This window comes from Noviherbaspirillum cavernae (genome assembly GCF_003590875.1).
Classification (GTDB): Bacteria; Pseudomonadota; Gammaproteobacteria; order Burkholderiales; family Burkholderiaceae_D; genus Noviherbaspirillum; species Noviherbaspirillum cavernae.
Genome location: NZ_QYUN01000002.1, coordinates 830641 through 848386 on the forward strand (window position 1 = coordinate 830641; position 17746 = coordinate 848386).

Here is a 17746-nt window from a genome sequence, read left to right on the forward strand (position 1 = left end):
GCTATGCAGGCGCAAAGCATGCTTTGCGAATTCCCTGCTTCGCCCTTGCTGTACAGACGTACTGTCTGCGGCGGCGCGTCTACTCAGAACCGCTTCGCTTCATTTTGTCAGGCCCTCTTTAGAAGAGACAAGAAATGAGACGCGTGGGCTGATTGTCCGTCGGCCGTGATCGAAAACGCTTAAAGGAAAACATCATGAACCGCATCTACCGCCTGATCTGGAACACCACCTTGAACCTCTGGACAGTCGTGGCCGAGAACGCCAGGGGGCGCGGCAAGGGCGGCTCAAGCCGCAGCAGCGTCAAGGTCGGTTCAGTGGGTTACGGCGGCGTCACCCTGCTGGCTGCGCTGGCCTTCTTCACGCCACAAGCCCAGGCGGCTGATGCGGCAAATGCCGCAGTCGTGGCCGGCACCGGCAATGTTTCCACAGTCGGCAACGCCACCACTATCACCCAAGGCAGCCAGCGCCTGGCCATCGACTGGCTCAATCTTTCCACCGCCGCCGGCGAAGCCCTCATCTTCAACCAGCCCAACGCCCAGGCCATTGCGCTGAACCGCATCACCGGTACCAGCCCGAGCGAATTGCTCGGCAGCCTGACAGCGAATGGCCAGGTCTTCATCCTCAACCCCAACGGCGTGCTGTTTGGCGCCGGTAGCCAGGTCAATGTGGGTGGCCTGGTTGCATCGACGCTCAGCATGAGCAATGCCGACTTCATGGCCGGCAACAACGTCCTTGCGGGCAGTGGCAATGGCAGCGGTTCGGTCGTCAACCGGGGGACGCTCAACGCCTCGCCTGGCGGCTACCTCGCCTTGCTCGCGCCTGAAGTGCGTAACGAAGGCGTCATGACAGCCAGCCTGGGCACGGCCTTGCTGGCCGCAGGAAACAAGGTCACCCTCAACCTAGACAACGGCAGCCTGCTGGGCTACAGCATCGATCAGGGTGCCATCAATGCATTGGCAGAGAACCGGCAACTGATCCGGGTCGACGGCGGGCAGGTGCTGCTCTCGGCAAAGGCTGCCGATGCGCTGACGACTGCCGCTGTCAACAACACCGGTGTGATTGAAGCCAGAACCATGCAGAACAAGGCCGGCCGCATCATGCTGATGGGCGACATGGAAACAGGCACGGTCAATGTGGGCGGCACGCTGGACGCCAGCGCACCCAACGGTGGCAATGGCGGCTTCATTGAAACCAGCGCTGCGCATGTCAAGGTCGCAGAAGGCGCGCAGGTCACGACCAAAGCCGGGGCTGGAACCGGCGGAACAAGTGGAACGAACGGCAACTGGCTGATAGACCCGCATGACTTCACCATCGCCGCTGTCGGCGGCGACATCAGCGGTGCCACCTTGAGCGGCAATCTGACAAACGGCAATGTGGAGATACTCTCCAGCAGCGGAAGCAATGCGTCAGGTTCGGGCGACATCAACGTCAACGACGTCGTGGGCTGGAGCGCCAACACGCTGACGCTGACCGCCGCGCGCAACGTCAACATCAACGCCGTGATGTCAGCCACCGGCAGCGCCGGCCTGAGCATGAACACGGGCACCGCCAACGGTGCCGATCCCGCTGTGGCGGGCGGCAGCGTCAACGTGGCGCTGACCGGCAACGGCTTTCTCGGACGGGTGGACTTCAGCGGTAGCGGCGCGCTGACGATGAACGGCGACGTCTACACCGTGATTCAAGACGTCAACGCCCTGCAGGCGATGGCGAACAATTTGTCGGGCAAATACGTGCTGGGCAGTAACATCGACGCCAGCGTTACCAGCAGCTGGGATGGCGCCAAAGGCTTTCTCCCGGTAGGTACGCAGAGTGCCGACTTTACCGGCAGGTTCGACGGGCTGGGTCACACCATCAGCAACCTGTTCATCAACAGGATTCCCAGTACGGCCCGGTTGGGAGATGTCGGCCTGTTTGGCTATACCCGCAGCGGCAGCAGCATACGCAATGTTGGAATGACCGGCGCTTCGATCAACGGGTATTACAACGTCGGCGCGCTTGTGGGGATGAATTTTGGCAGCATCAGCAACAGCTACTCCACTGGATCGGTGGGGGCCACCAACAAAGTCGGCGGGCTGGTGGGGACGAACTTTAATGGCAGCATCACCAACAGCTACAGCACGGCGACGGTGAATGGTACTGAAGTGGCCGCCGGCGGTTTGGTAGCCAGCCAGGTAGGCACCGCCAGCATCACCAATAGCTACGCCACCGGAGCGGTAAGGACGCGTGATTATGCCGGCGGGTTGGTAGGCACCCAAGACGGCGGCACCATCACCAATAGCTACGCCACCGGGGCAGTGACGGCCGGAGACTATGGTGCGGGTGGGTTGGTGGGGGCCAACAACGCTACCATCAACAACAGCTACGCCACGGGAGCGGTGACGGGCGTCAGATTCGTCGGCGGGCTGGTTGGGAAAAACGGCGGTGGCGTCAACAACAGCTTCTGGAATACCCAAACCTCCGGCCAGGCGGGCAGCGAAGGCGGCACCGGCGTCACCACGGCGCAAATGCAGCAGGCTTCGACCTTTGCCGGCTGGGACATGGCTACCCAGGGCGGCTCCAGCAGCGCCTGGCGCATTTACGACGGCAACAGCATGCCGCTGCTGCGCGGCTTTTTGACCAGCTTGACGCTGGCCGATACCACGGCCACCTATAACGGCACCACTCAGACCGGCGTCAGCACCGCCACCGCCGGCGTGGTCGGCAGCGCCGCCAGCGGCAGCAATGCCGGTTTCTATAACAGCGGCTACTACTCGACCCAGCAGGGCTACGACATTAGCGGCGGCGGGCTGACCATCAACAAAGCCACCGTCACGGTCACCGGCGCGGTCGCCGACAACAAGACCTATGACGGCAGTACCACCGCAACGCTCAGCAACATCGGCAGTCTGAGCGGCCTGGTCGGCGGCGAAACCCTGACCCTGAGCCAGACCGGCACCGCCACCTTCGGAGACAAGAATGCCGGCAGCGGCAAGACGGTGACAGCCACCGGCTACAGTCTTGCCGACGGTGCGGGTGGTCTGGCCAGCAACTACCAGCTGGCATCCACCAGCGCCACGACGACCGCCGACATTGGCAAGGCCACGGTGACCGTGACCGGCGCAACCGCCAACAACAAGACCTACGACGGCGGCACTTCTGCCACGCTCAGCAACGTCGGCACGCTGAGCGGCCTGGTCGGCGGCGAAGCCCTGACCCTGAGCCAGACGGGGGCGACCTTCGCCGACAAGAATGCCGGCAGCGGCAAGATCGTCACGATCACCGGCTACAGTCTTGCCGATGGCGCGGGCGGGCTGGCCGGCAACTACCAGCTGGCCTCCACCACCGCCACAACGACAGGCGACATCACGCCCAAGGCGCTGAGCTACACCACCACGGCGGCCGACAAGACGTATGACGGCAACACAACCGCGAGCGTAGTGCTTGGCGGTCTGACAGGTTTCGTTGGATCGGAGACGGTGACGGTAAGCAGCACAACCGCAAGCTTCAACAGCAAGGATGTGGCAAGCGCCAATCTGGTGACGGTTAACAGCGCCATTCTGGCAAACGGCAGCAATGGCGGGCTTGCCAGCAACTACACCATTGCCGCCGGCGGCACCGCCGCGGCCAGTATCAACAAGGCCACCGTCACGGTCGGCGGCGCGGTCGCCGACAGCAAGACCTATGACGGCAGTACCACTGCAACGCTCAGCAACGTCGGCACACTGAGCGGGCTGGTCAGCGGCGAAGCGCTGACCCTGAGCCAGACGGGGGCGACCTACGCCGACAAGAATGCCGGCAGCGGCAAGACGGTGACGGCCACCGGCTACAGCCTTGCCGATGGCGCGGGCGGACTGGCCGGCAACTACCAGCTGGCTTCCACCAGCACCACGACGACCGCCGATATCGGCAAGGCGACGGTGACCGTGACCGGCGCGGTAGCCGACAACAAGACCTACGACGGCGGTACTTCTGCCACGCTCAGCAACATCGGCACACTGAGCGGCCTGGTCGGCGGCGAAGCCCTGACCCTGAGCCAGACAGGGGCGGCCTTCGCCGACAAGAATGCCGGCAGCGGCAAGACCGTCACGGCCACCGGCTACAGTCTTGCCGATGGCGCGGGCGGTCTGGCCGGCAACTACCAGCTGGCATCCACCAGCACCACGACGACCGCCGACATCGGCAAGGCGACGGTGACCGTGACCGGCGCAACCGCCGACAACAAGACCTACGACGGCGGCACTTCTGCCACCCTGAGCAGCATCGGCAGCCTGAGCGGCCTGGTCGGCGGCGAAGCGCTGACCCTGAGCCAGACCGGCGCCGCCTTCGCCGACAAGAATGCCGGCAGCGGCAAGACGGTGACAGCCACCGGCTACAGTCTTGCCGATGGCGCGGGCGGGCTGGCCGGCAACTACCAGCTGGCCTCCACCAGCGCCACGACGACCGCCGACATCGGCAAGGCCACGGTTACCGTGATCGGCGCGGTCGCCAACAACAAGACCTATGACGGCGGCACTTCTGCCACGCTGAGCAACATCGGCACGCTGAGCGGCCTGGTCGGCGGCGAAGCGCTGAGCCTGAGCCAGACCGGCGCCGCCTTCGCCGACAAGAATGCCGGCAGCGGCAAGACCGTCACGCTCACCGGCTACAGCCTTGCCGATGGCGCGGGCGGGCTGGCCGGCAACTACCAGCTGGCTTCCACCAGCGCCACGACGACCGCCGACATCGGCAAGGCCACGGTTACCGTGACCGGCGCAACCGCCAACAACAAGACCTATGACGGCGGCACTTCTGCCACGCTCAGCAACATCGGCACGCTGAGCGGCCTGGTCGGCGGCGAAGCGCTGAGCCTGAGCCAGACCGGCGCCGCCTTCGCCGACAAGAATGCCGGCAGCGGCAAGACCGTCACGCTCACCGGCTACAGCCTTGCCGATGGCGCGGGCGGGCTGGCCGGCAACTACCAGCTGGCTTCCACCAGCGCCACGACGACCGCCGACATCGGCAAGGCCACGGTTACCGTGACCGGCGCGGTCGCCGACAACAAGACCTACGACGGCAGCACCGCCGCCACCCTGAGCAGCATCGGCATGCTGAGCGGCCTGGTCGGCGGCGAAGCGCTGACCCTGAGCCAGACCGGCACCGCCACCTTCGCCGACAAGAATGCGGGCAGCGGCAAGACCGTCACGGCCACCGGCTACAGCCTTGCCGATGGCGCGGGTGGTCTGGTCAGCAACTACCAGCTGGCATCCACCAGCGCCACGACGACGGCCGACATCAACCAGCTCGGCGTCACCGTGGCAGCCAACACCGCCAACAAGAGCTATGACGGCACCACAGCCAGCACCACCGCGCTGGCAAGCAGCGGCATCCTGGCGGGCGACACCGTCAACTTTGGTGGCAGTGCACTCTTTGCCGACAAGAACGCCGGCAACGGCAAAGTCGTCAGCGTTACCGGCATCAGCGCCAGTGGCACCGACGCCGGTAACTACAGCTTCAACAGCACGGCCAGCACCACGGCCAACATCGACAAAGCCAACCTGATAGTCACCGCCAACAACGACAACAAACTGGCAACAGGCGCGGCCTACAGCGGCGGCAACGGCGTTATCTACAGCGGATTCGTCGCAGGCGAGACGCCGGTCGAGCTGACAGGCAGCCTGATCTACCGCGGCAGCGCGCAAGGTGCCAGCACGGTCGGCACCTACACCATTGCAGCGGGCGGACTTGAGGCCGGCAACTACACGCTGAATTTTGTCAACGGCGTCCTGACCGTCAGTTACGGCAGTGCCGCAGCGACAGCCGTGGGCAACCCCGCGCTGGTAGCGAGTTACGACGGTGCGCTGCAGGCAGTCAGCGGTCTGGGCAGCTCACCAGGCGGCAACGGTGGCGGCGGCAGCGTTGATGCCATGGCTGGAGCTCTGGCGGCCGCAGCAGCAGAAGCCGGCAATGATGAGGATAAGTAAGCGGAGGATTGCAGTTTCATAAAACATTTCCACTTGCCGCTATTGCAACGCGATTCTCCATGCATCGGAGCCAGGGGCAATCCCGATAAATGGAGGAACCGCGAATGTCGGGGACGCTTGTTTTCCGCCAATGGGAAGGGTGATGCCGCTCAGTCACGGATTTCCGCCTCGGCGTAAAAGCGGTAGCCCGCATTGCGTGCGGTATTGACCGGCAATGCCAGGCCGGTGGCCTGCTCGGCCTTGCGGCGCAGGCGGCGCATTTGCGTGTCCAGCCGGCGCTGGTCGTACACCATGAAATCCTCGCCCAGCGCGTGGACGATCTCCTGGCGACTGATGATTTTTCCCGGCTCTGCCATCAGCGTGCTCAATACGGTCACGTCCTGTTGCGACAGCGCGATTGCCTGAAAACCCGGAGGCTGCAGGCGGCGGGGGGCCATTTCCAGGACCCAGCGTCCGGTCGCTTCGGGTTCGCCGAGGCGGCGTCTGAGCGCGGTCAGCGTCGCCGCAAGTTCGTCGAGGTCCGCAGTCTTGGTCAGGTAGTAGTCCGCGCCTTCGTCCAGCCCCGCGATCTTGTCGGGCGTGGTCCGGCGCGCGGTCAGCACGACGATGCCGAGCTTGTGGCCTTGCTGGCGCAGCTGGCGTATCAATACCATGCCGTCGCCGTCGGGCAGCGTCAGGTCGATGACGGCGATGCGATGCACGGCCGGGTCGTAAATTCGCTGGAACTCGGCGAGGCTGGCGGCGGCATCGACCTGATAGCCGGTGTCGGTCAGGAATTCGGCAAGTTCCTGCCGCAGTACGATTTCGTCTTCGAGCAAAATGAGGTTCTGCATCGCGTAAGGATAGTCGATACAGGCAGAAATTTATCTGAGCATTTCTGAGCGGTGTCGCATCTTTGACAATCGCGGCCGCGACGTCGCGCCGTGTGCACGCGGCGGGCATTTGGCATGCTATTCTCGGCCGCCATGAAATGCCTGTCCTTCATCCGCCCGCCGTTCATCCATCTGCCTCTCATCCTGTTTGTGTTTGCCGTCCTGCTTCCGCTGTCGGGATTTGCGCAGTCTGCGCTGACCCTGCAGTCCGGCGTGCGTCAGTTCTCGGCCAGCGGGCACATGAGCTTGCTGCATGACGCCGGCGGCCGCATGACTGCCGACGCGGCACAGTCTTCGGACAGCTGGAAGGCGTTGCCGGGCGCGGCCAGTGCCGGCTACACGTCGGACACGATCTGGCTGCGGCTGGAGGTGGAACGACAGGCGGACGCGCCGCAGGACTGGTCGGTGCGATTCACGAATCCCTTGCTGGACGATGTCCGCCTGTACCGGCCGGATGGCGCGCAGGGCTGGTCGGAACAGGCCGCCGGCGAGAATCTGGGACGCTCCAATTGGGCCGTGGATGCACGCAATGTCGTCTTTCCGGTACGGATGGAGGCGGCCGGGCGCGAGATCTGGCTGGTGCGCCTGCAGAGCAAGAATGCGATGTCCACCGGTCTGGAAATCTGGCCGCGCACGGCCTTCAACGACTTTTCGCGGCGCGAGTATCTTTACTACGGTCTGTACTTCGGTTTTTACGTGCTCCTGATCGTGCTGCATGCCTTCTTCTGGCGCATGACCAGAGAGGCGCAGAGCGGCTGGTACCTGCTGTATGTGTCGCTCCACACGCTGACGGAATTGATGACCGTTGCGATTCCCCAGCAATTGTTCGACATGCCGGTCGGCGTTTCGGACCCGCTGCTGGGCATGTCGATCTGCTGCAGTCTGGCCGTAGGCGTGTATTTTGCGGTGCAGCAGATGGAGTTGCCGGCGATGCGGCCCCGATTCAGCAAACTGGTGCTGGCAAGCGCATGCGGAGTTGCCGCGATCGGCATCGGCCTGATACTGGCCGGGCGTTTTGCCGCCGGCATGATCCTGGTGCAGCAATTGGCGATGCTTCTGGTCGTGGTGTTCATCAGTCTGTCGCTATGGATGCTCATCCATGGACACAAGCCGGCGCGCTTCTTCCTGCTGGCGTTCGGCATTTTCTATGCGGGCGTGGTGGTCAGTTTTCTGCGCAACATGGCTGTGGTGCCGACGAATTTCTGGACCAATCATGCCGTTGCGATCGGCGCGCTCCTGCACATGACGCTGATGAGCTTGCGGCTGAATCTGCGTTACGACGAGCTGCGACGTGACAAGGAGATGGCGCAGGCGGAAACGGTGCGCGCGGTGCGCCAGCTTAACGATAGCCTTGAAGATCAGGTCGCCAGGCGGACCGCCGCCTTGCAGCAGGAAATCGCGCAGCGCGTGCAGCTCGAGCAGGAGTTGCGCAAGGCGCTGGACGTGGAGCGGCGCATCAAGGAAGAGCAGCAGGATTTCGTCGCGATGGTCTCGCATGAATTCCGGACGCCGCTTGCCATCATCACCACCACCGCGCAGCAGATTGCAAAAAATCTGGATGCCGTGCGCGAAAAGACGCTGACCCGTTGCCAGAATCTGCGGAATGCGGCGCACCGCATGGCCGCGCTGGTCGATGAATATCTGACGGCGGACCGCATGGAAGACAGCGCAACCGCATTCAAGCCGGTATCGTGCGACCCGCGCCAACTGATTGAAGGCATCGTGAACGAATGGCCACAGGGCCGGATATCGATGTCGCTGCAGCCGTTGCCGGCACAGTTCACATGCGACAAGGGGCTGCTGCAGGTGGGGCTGCGCAACCTGTTGAGCAATGCCGACCGTCACGCCACGAGCGGGCAGGCGATCCATGTGCAAGCCGAAGCACGGGAGGAGGGCGCGCGACACACGCTATGCATCTCGGTGCGCAATCGCGGCGAGTTGATTCCCGAAGATGAAGTCCCGCGTCTGTTCCAGAAATACTTCCGTGGACGTTCCGCGCAGCACAAGCCGGGAGCGGGGCTGGGACTCTATCTGGTGAAGCGCATCGCGGAAATGCATGCGGGCGAGGTGTGGCTGGAAAACGACGCCGCGACAGGCAGCGTGACATTTTCCCTGCTGCTGCCGGATAACAAATCGGATGCCCTCAATCCCGCCGCACCAGCGCCTGCATCGGCATCGGCGATGGAGGCGAGTACGGCCTGAACCGCTTGTTCCGCCAAGGCCGGCCCGCGCGTCGGCGCACTTCCATCTCCGCACTTCCCATTCCTTGTGTCGCCATGCATATCCGACTGTTTTGGTCGGGTATCGCTCAGATTCGCTCAATTCCACACGGCAACTTTTCGGTATTTTCCTCTTCCATGTCGTCAAGCGATGTTGCGCACGCTGCACTGCACACAAGAAGAGGAATCGAACATGAACAAGTCTTACCGCATCGTCTGGAGCAAGGCCCGCTCCGGCTATATCGTCACCCATGAAAAGGCCGCCAGCCGGGGCAAGCCCTCAAGCACCTGCAAGTCGGCGATAGCGGCCGTCGCAGTGTTGGCTCTGCACGCGGTACCTGCGTTGGCAGCCAATGTCTGCGGCCCCGGCGCCAATACCATCAACACTGTCCAGACCGCTGACGACGACTGCACCCTGAGCGGCGGCAGCCTGACGGTGACCAATGCCGGTTCCATCATGGTGCCAACGGCGAACACACCAGCCGTCAAGGTTTCCGGAGCGATCGGCGACATCATCAACAACGGCACCATTTCATCCGGCGCCAACCTGGTCGGCATCAGCCTGCAAAACGGCACCACGCTCTCCGGCAGCATCATCAATCGCGGCACGCTGTCATCGGTCAGCAATGGCACCTTCCTCGGGAATGGCGCGATTTCCGCCGTCGGCACCACGATCGCCGGTTCGCTCGACAACGACGGCGGCACGATCACCAACACCGTGTACCTGAAGAATTCCAGTGTCGGCTCGGTGCGCAACATCAATGGCGGCCAGATCCTGCCGACGGGCACGCGGGCGATCGGCATTTCGCTGGTCGATTCAACGGTCACAGGCGGGGTGCTCAACGATGCGACCAGCAGCATCACGTCCAGCCAGGGATGGGGCATGCAGATCTACAACACCCCGCTCGGCCCGGATGGCTTTGTCAATCGCGGCAGCATCACCGGGTTTGATTCGGGTGTGATCATTGGCGCAACGACCATGAGCAGCAATATCGACAACTACGGCACCATCGCCGTGTCCGGAACGACCGGCCCTGGCATGAGCTTGTCGAACAACACCCTGAACGGCCGCCTCACCAACGCGACGGGAGCCGGCATCACCGGCGCCGGCTATGGCATCGCCATGACCGGCAACAAGCTCCTGGGCGGCCTCGTCAACCAGGGGACGATCTCCGGTGCCCATGCCCTCAGCATGAGCACCAAATCGCAGCTGGCGGGCGGGCTGGACAACAGCGGCACCATCAAGAGCGGCACGGCCAGCCACATGATCGGCATCGTCATGGACGACAGCAGCATCGCCGGCGGCATCAAGAACAGCGGCACGATCGAGGGCGTGCAGTTCGGCCTTTCGCTGAAAAACAATGCGGAGCTGGGTGCGGATGCGAGCGGCGTGGCGCTCGACAACAGCGGCACCATCACGTCCGGCGCCAGCTCCTATGCGGCGGCGGCCGGGATCAATCTCGACACCGGCGCCAAGGTCATCGGCGACATCGTCAACAGCGGCACCATCAGCGGCTGGTTCGCCATTTCCATCAACAGCAGTCAGGTCACCGGCAAGATCATCAATAGCGGCACCATCAACGGCTCCCGATTCGGGATCGCGGTAAGCGGCAGTTCCGTTTCAGGCATCTACGTCAGCGGCAGCAGCGCGCGCATACTGGGAGGGGTGCTGGCGTCCAATACCGGTTTCTTCGTCTCCAGCGGAGCCGTGTTTGCCAATGAAAATGCGTACAACGTCAAGGGCTTCACGGTCGAAAACGGCGGGCGCTTCATTCTGGGAGCAGGCGGGACAACCTCCGGCATGATCAACGGCATCACGGTCGGCAGCGACGGCTTCAAGAATGATGGCACGGTCGTCGTGAATGCCGGCGTGACCGCCGACGCCATTCACGGCAACGTCGTGCAGAACGGCAGTTTCCTGATTGGCGCCGACGGCGGCGCCGCTGCGAAGCTGCGGGTCGATGGCACATTCAGCAACACCAGCACGGTCGAATTGCATAACGCCACGCTCGACATCGGCGGCGCCTTGACCAACAGCGACAAGATCGCGCTCGGCAAGGACAGCAGCCTGAAGACCGGCGCGCTGTTTACCAATAGCGGTACGCTCGCAATGGGCAATGGCAGCAGCGTGGTCGCCACGGGCGGCGTCAGCAACAGCGGCAAGGTCACGCTTGGTGCCGGCACCAGCGCCACGCTGCAAGGCAGCTACACGCAGACCGCCAGCGGCGTGCTGCAGGTCGGCGTCAACGACGACACCACCTATGCCAAGCTGGCCGTCAATGGCACGGCAGATCTGGGCAGCAATGCGAAGATCGACGTCGACGTCACGCAAAAGGGCCATGTATTCAACGTCAAGCGTCTGGAAAACGTGATCACCGCGACCACGCTCGACAGCGACGGCACGTTCAAGGTGACGGACAACTCGGAGCTGTTCAACTTCGGCGCAGTGAAGGAAGGTAATGCGGTGCACCTGACACTGAAGTCGGCGGCAGACACGGGCGGTGGAGAACCCGGCGGCGGAAGTAGTGGCGGGCCTGGCGGCGGCGGTGGCACTCCCCCCGCAGGCCCGACCGTGCTGGGCAGCGTGAAAGACACCGGCAACCATCCCGGCGTCGGCGCGGCCACCGTGCTCGACCAGCTGATCGCGGCCAACCCTTCCGGCGCGATCCCCAGCATGTTCGTCGGTCTGACCAATAGACAGGAAGTGTCGCAGGCGGTGACGCAGACCCTGCCCTTGCTGAACGGCGGCTCGATGGCGGCGGCGACCGGCTCGATCGCCGGCATCAACCGCGTGGTGCAGGCCCGCATCGAGGCCAACCGCGGCCTGTCCTCGGGCGACGAGTTCCTGGGCGACAAATATGTCTGGTTCAAGCCGTTCGGCTCCTGGGCCCGCCAGGATGACCAGGACGGCATCGCCGGCTTCAAGGCCAGCACCAAGGGCTTCGTGCTGGGCCTGGATGGCACCACGAACGGCCGTGTGCGCCTGGGCGCGGGCCTGGCCTATGCCAGCTCGAACGTGAACGGCAATTCCAGCGTCGCGCCGCAGCGCATGGATGTGGACGTGTTCCAGTTGCTCGGCTACGGCAGCGTCAGCCTCGACGAACGCACCGAGCTGAACTTCCAGGCCGATGTCGGCCAGAACAACAACAAGGGCAGCCGCACCATCGCCTTCACTTCCAGCACGGCCAGTGCCGACTACAAGAGCCTGACCGCGCATGCCGGCCTGGGTCTGGGCCGCGTTCTGCCGCTGAACGAGGTGACCAACTTCACGCCGTCGGCACGCCTGGATTACACCTGGATCCGCGATCAGTCGTATGCGGAGAATGGCGCCGGGGTGTTGAACCTGAACGTGAATGGGCGCAGCGCGCGCGCGCTGACGCTGGGCATCGACGGCAAGCTGACGCACAACCTGGATACGAAGACCACGTTGACCGCCAACCTCGGGGCCGGGTACGACTTGCTGAACGAGAAGGCGGCCATCGTCGCGGCCTATGCCGGCGCGCCGAGCGCGGCCTTTGCCACCTATGGCATGGACAAGACGCCATGGAGCGTGCGCGGCGGGCTGGGTGTCGCGCGCAAGACCGATAGCGGCGTCGAGCTCACGCTGCGCTACGACGCCGAGGGCCGGACCGGCTTCCTCAACCAGACCGCTTCGGTCAAGGCACGCTGGGCGTTTTAATCCTGCTGCTCCCACCCCTGGCAGGCGGTGCAACGCCGCTTGCCAGAACGCTCCTCGCCTTCCTTCCCACCTCTCACCTCAGTACCTCTTAGGTTTGCTCATTTTTGCTCAGTTTCGCGCAGCGATTTTTAGCTATGTTTCCGTATGGAATCACAAAAATAGTGCGCATGTTGCGCCACACAAGATAGAGGAATTACACGTGAACAAGTCCTACCGCATCGTCTGGAGCAAGGCCCGCGCCGGCTATATCGTCACTCACGAAAAAGCCGCCAGCCGCGGCCGACCGTCGTCCACCTGCACCGCACTGGCCGCCGCCGCGCTATTGGCATTGGGCTCGACCTCAGCACTGGCCGCCAATCTCTGCCACACGGGCAGCAACACCATCAACACAAGCAACCCAATTAACGACTACTGCGCTCTCGGCACCAGCGGCGACAGCGTGACGATCGACAACGGCGGCACGATTTACATCATTGACACCTTTCCCCCGGCGATCTGGGTATCCGGCGCGGCCGACAGCATCACCATCAGACAGGGGGGCACAGTCAGAGCAGGCGGCGACAGCGCCATCAGCATCAACGCCGGCAGCACCTTGAGCGGCAGCATCGTCAATAGTGGCAACTTGTCATCCGTCAATGCTTCAGTGACCAAGGACGAGGCGATCCTCGTCAAGCAGTCCACCATCGTCGGGTCCATCATCAATGACAACGGTCAAATCAACAATTCCGTGACCCTGGACGCGAGCAGCGTGAGCACCATCGAGAACATCAATGGCGGCCAGATCAGCGCTACCGTCACCGGTAACACGGCGACGGGCCTGCGCATTAAAAACGGTTCATCGATTTCCGGCAGGATCCTGAACGGCACCGGCAGCAGCATCCACGGAAGCGCTAGCGGAGTGTTGCTGCAGGATTCGACCGTCGGCACAGGCGGCATCGTCAATCAGGGCAGCATTACCGGTGGCACGACCGCACTGGACATAAAAGGAAGCACCACCACCATCAACGGCAACATTCTCAACTCCGGCACGATCGAGGGTACCGGCACCACGTCTGGTGGCTTCGGCATCTACCTCACCGCGGGAACCTTGAACGGCAGTATCGTCAACGAGAGCACCGGGCTGATCAAGGGGAAATCGGTCGGCATCACCTTGTATATGGGCGCGAAAGTTACCGGCGGACTCGTCAATCGGGGGGAGGTGAGAGGCGTGGACGGCCCCGCCATTCGGATATTCAACAATGCTCTGCTGGAAGGCGGGATCAATAACAGCGGCACGATTGCCAGTGACTACAGCTACGGCGCCGGTCTCACCGTTTCATCGAACTCGAGGGTTACCGATGGCTTGCGCAATACCGGCACCATTTCCGGAAAGGTTTTTGGCATGGTCTTCGACACCGGCGGTACGCTCTCGGCTGGTGTGGATGACATCGCGCTCTACAACAACAACAAGATCCAGGGAGGCAATACCGGTGCGGTTGGCGAAGTCGGCATCCGGGTCTATGGGGGCGTGGTCAACGGCAATCTCGTCAACGAGGGCACCATCAGTGGAACGGCTGCGGTCAGCGTGGAGAATGCCGGCAAGTTCAACGGCAAGATCCACAACACCGGCACCATCTCGGGGAAAAGGCGCGGCATCTTGGTAGATGGCAGTAATTCGGCACTGACCGCGGGTGCCGACGGCATCGCGATCTACAACAGCAACAGCATCCTCGCAGGCAGTGTTGCCGGCGGCACGGATGAAAGCGCCATCTACGTGGGCAACGGCGCGCAGGTCACTGGTCATATCGTCAACGACGGCGGCACCATGGGGGGCGGCAAGTTCGGCGTTCTGGTCAACGGCACCAGTCAGATCAACGGCAACATCAGCAATGGCGGCACCATCAGCGGCACCAAATACGCAGTGCAGGTCGCGGACACCGCCACATTGAACGGCCTCGTCGCCAAAGGCAACGCCGCACGTTTCATCGGCGACGTCTACGCGAAGAACACCGACTTCACCGTCGCCAGCGGCGCGGTGTTTGCCAACGACAATGCCTACGATGTCAAAGGTGTCATCGTCGAAAATGGCGCGCAATTCACGCTGAAGGCCGGCACCAATACCTCCGGCATGGCCAACGGCATCACCGTCGGCGACGATGGCTTTGTCAATGCCGGCACAGTGAAAGTAGACGCCGGCACGATCGCAGCAGCCATTCATGGCAGCTACACGCAGACCGGCACGGGCGTACTGCAGATCGGCAGCAATGGCGGCGCGGCAGCGAAACTGACCGTCAGCGGTGCCGCGACTACCGCGGGCAATGTCACGCTGGCAGCTAATGCCGCACTGCTCGTCGATAAACTCGACAACAGCGGCACGCTCGCGCTGGGCAACGGCAGCAGCGTGGTCGCCAGCAATGGCGTCAGCAACAGCGGCAAGCTGATCCTCGGCGCCGGCAGCAGCGCCACGGTGCAAGGCAACTACACGCAGGCCGCCAGCGGCGCGCTGCAGATTGGCGTCAACGATGACACCACCTATGCCAAGCTGGCCGTCAATGGCGCGGCAGATCTGGGCAGCAATGCGCAGATCGACATCGACGTCACGCAAAAAGGCCATGTATTCAATGTCAAGCGTCTTGAAAACGTGATCACCGCGACCACGCTCAACAGCGATGGCACGTTCAAGGTGACGGACAACTCCGAACTGTTCAACTTCGGCGCAGTCAAGGAAGGCAATGCAGTGCATCTGACGCTGGAGGCGGCAGCCGGAACGGGTGGTGGCACAGGCGGTGGCACTGGTACAGGCACGGGCACTGGTGGTGGCACGCCTCCCGCGCCAACCCCTGGCCCGACCGTGCTGGGCAGCGTGCAGGCAACCGGCAACCTGCCCGGGACCGGTGCGGCTGTCGTGCTCGACCAGCTGATCGCGGCCAACCCTTCCGGCACGATCCCCAGCATGTTCGTCGGCCTGACCAACAGGCAGGAAGTCTCGCAGGCTGTGACGCAGACTCTGCCGCTATTGAACGGCGGCTCGATGGCGGCGGCGACCGGCTCGATCGCCGGCATCAACCGCGTGGTGCAGGCCCGCATCGAGGCCAACCGCGGACTGTCCTCGGGCGACGAATTCCTGGGCGACAAATATGTTTGGTTCAAGCCGTTCGGCTCCTGGGCAAAACAGGACGACCGCGACGGCGTCGCCGGCTTCAAGGCCAGCACCGGCAGCTTCGTGCTGGGGGCCGATGCCGCCACCAACGGCCGGGCCCGCTTCGGCGCGGGCTTCGCCTACGCCAGCTCGCGCGTGAACGGCAATTCCGCCATCGCGCCGCAGCATCTGGACGTGGACGTGTTCCAGCTGCTCGGCTACGGCAGCGTGAGTCTCGACGAACGCACCGAGCTGAACTTCCAGGCCGATGTCGGCCAGAACCGCAACAAGGGCAGCCGCAGCATCGCCTTTACCGGCAGCACGGCCCACGCCGACTACCGGAGCCTGACCGCACACGCTGGCGTGGGCGTCGGCCATGTGCTGCCGCTGAACGGGAAGACCGCGTTCACGCCCTCGGTGCGGATGGACTACATCTGGATCCGCGACCAGTCGTATCAGGAGACGGGCGCCGACGCGTTGAACCTGAACGTCAACAGCCGCAGCGCGCGCGAGCTGCTGCTGTCGCTTGACGGCAAGCTGACGCACAACCTGGACGACCAGACCACGCTCACGGCCAATGTGGGCGCGGCGTACGACGCGCTGAACAACGGCACGACGATCGTGGCCGCGTATGCGGGCGCGCCGGAGGCGGCGTTCGCCACCTACGGCACGGACAAGACGCCGTGGAGCGTGCGCGGCGGGCTGGGGCTGACGCGCAAGACGGCCGGCGGCACCGAGATCACGCTGCGCTACGACGCCGAGGGTCGCAGCGGCTTCCTCAATCAAACCGCCTCGCTCAAGGCGCGCTGGGCGTTCTAGGTAGTCCCTCCGGCAGGCTGCGCGGCCTGCCGGGTCCATCCATCAAGGCATGGCCGCGCAATGCGGTCAGGCCAGCGTTACCTTCACCTCGATATTGCCGCGCGTCGCATTGGAGTAGGGACATACCTCATGCGCCTTGTTCACCAGCGCCTGCGCGGCTTCCCTCTCCATGCCGGGCAGGGCCACCCGCAATTCCGCCGCCAGTCCGAAACCGCCTTGTCCGTTCGGGCCGATGCCGACTTCGGCCGTCACTGCCGCATCCGCGGGCAGCGCAAGCTTCGCGTGCATCGCGACGAATTTCAGTGCGGATAGAAAGCATGCCGAGTATCCGGCTGCAAACAATTGTTCCGGATTGGTGCCCGCGCCGCCTGCACCGCCCAGTTTCTTCGGCGTATTCAGCTTGACGTCGAGGTGATTGTCGCTGGTGACTGCGCGGCCGTCGCGGCCGCCGGTTGCCGTGGCTTGTGCGGTGTACAGGATCTGCATGGTGTTTTCCTTTGTGAGGTTGAGGGTTTCCGAATCGATGAAGCGCCTGGAAAACAAATTATACACAATTAGATTGTACGCAATATAAATCCCGGTTTGACGGAACTGCTTCAGCGATCACAATCGAAATGCGGCGGCTTCAGTCCTTCTCGCGCCCCAGATCGTTCCGTATCGCCGACAGCTGGGCGCGCAGGCTTCCCAGCGCATGCTGCGGCTGGCCGCTGGCACACAGCATTTCGCGCGGTATGTGCTGCGCCTTCTTCTTCAATGCGCGGCCCTCACGCGTCAGGGTGATGCGCACCTGCCGCTCGTCGGACTCGTCGCGCGTGCGGGCGATGAGCGAGGATGCTTCGAGTCGCTTCAACAGGGGCGTCAACGTGCCGGAATCGAGGAACAGGCGCTCGCCGATGCTTTTGACCAGCACGTCGTCCTGCTCCCACAGCACCAGCATGACCAGGTATTGCGGATAGGTGAGGCCGATCTTGTCGAGATGTGGCTTGTAGCTCTTGGTCATCGCCAGCGACGCGGAATAGAGCGCAAAGCAGAATTGGTTATCCAGCGCCAGCGGGTCGGGGGAGGGTGCGGTGTGAGAGAGCTTGCTTTTCGACATGGTG

7 protein-coding genes are annotated in these 17746 nt (G+C 63.4%); 4 read left to right on the forward strand and 3 right to left on the reverse strand.

Annotated features, from left to right (window positions below; genetic code table 11):
* Positions 1–194: 194 nt before the first annotated feature.
* Positions 195–5939: a YDG domain-containing protein gene (locus D3870_RS04025; protein WP_119736869.1), complete on the forward strand. Its 5745-nt coding sequence runs from the start codon at positions 195–197 to the stop codon at positions 5937–5939.
* A 149-nt stretch (positions 5940–6088) separates the two neighbouring features.
* Here the strand turns inward: D3870_RS04025 and D3870_RS04030 are convergent, their stop codons facing one another.
* On the reverse strand, positions 6089–6772 hold the full coding sequence (locus tag D3870_RS04030; RefSeq protein ID WP_119736871.1) for a response regulator transcription factor: 684 nt from the start codon (positions 6770–6772) through the stop codon (positions 6089–6091).
* A gap of 114 nt (positions 6773–6886) precedes the next feature.
* Between D3870_RS04030 and D3870_RS04035 the strand changes: the two genes are divergently transcribed.
* From D3870_RS04035 to D3870_RS04045, 3 genes are all read left to right on the forward strand, one after another.
* The gene (locus D3870_RS04035; protein WP_119736872.1) at positions 6887–9013 is read left to right on the forward strand and encodes a sensor histidine kinase; all 2127 of its coding nucleotides are present in this window, start codon (positions 6887–6889) and stop codon (positions 9011–9013) included.
* A gap of 210 nt (positions 9014–9223) precedes the next feature.
* Positions 9224–12709, forward strand: a complete 3486-nt coding sequence (locus D3870_RS04040; protein ID WP_158590372.1) for an autotransporter domain-containing protein — start codon at positions 9224–9226, stop codon at positions 12707–12709.
* A 199-nt stretch (positions 12710–12908) separates the two neighbouring features.
* Positions 12909–16646: an autotransporter domain-containing protein gene (locus tag D3870_RS04045; RefSeq protein ID WP_119736874.1), complete on the forward strand. Its 3738-nt coding sequence runs from the start codon at positions 12909–12911 to the stop codon at positions 16644–16646.
* A 66-nt stretch (positions 16647–16712) separates the two neighbouring features.
* On the opposite strand, the gene D3870_RS04050 is transcribed toward D3870_RS04045, so the two are convergent.
* Positions 16713–17132: an organic hydroperoxide resistance protein gene (locus D3870_RS04050; RefSeq protein WP_119741653.1), complete on the reverse strand. Its 420-nt coding sequence runs from the start codon at positions 17130–17132 to the stop codon at positions 16713–16715.
* Between the two features lie 139 nt (positions 17133–17271).
* Positions 17272–17742 carry a MarR family winged helix-turn-helix transcriptional regulator gene (locus D3870_RS04055; RefSeq protein ID WP_119736875.1) on the reverse strand — a complete coding sequence of 157 codons (471 nt, stop codon included), beginning with the start codon at positions 17740–17742 and terminating at the stop codon, positions 17272–17274.
* Positions 17743–17746: the final 4 nt, after the last annotated feature.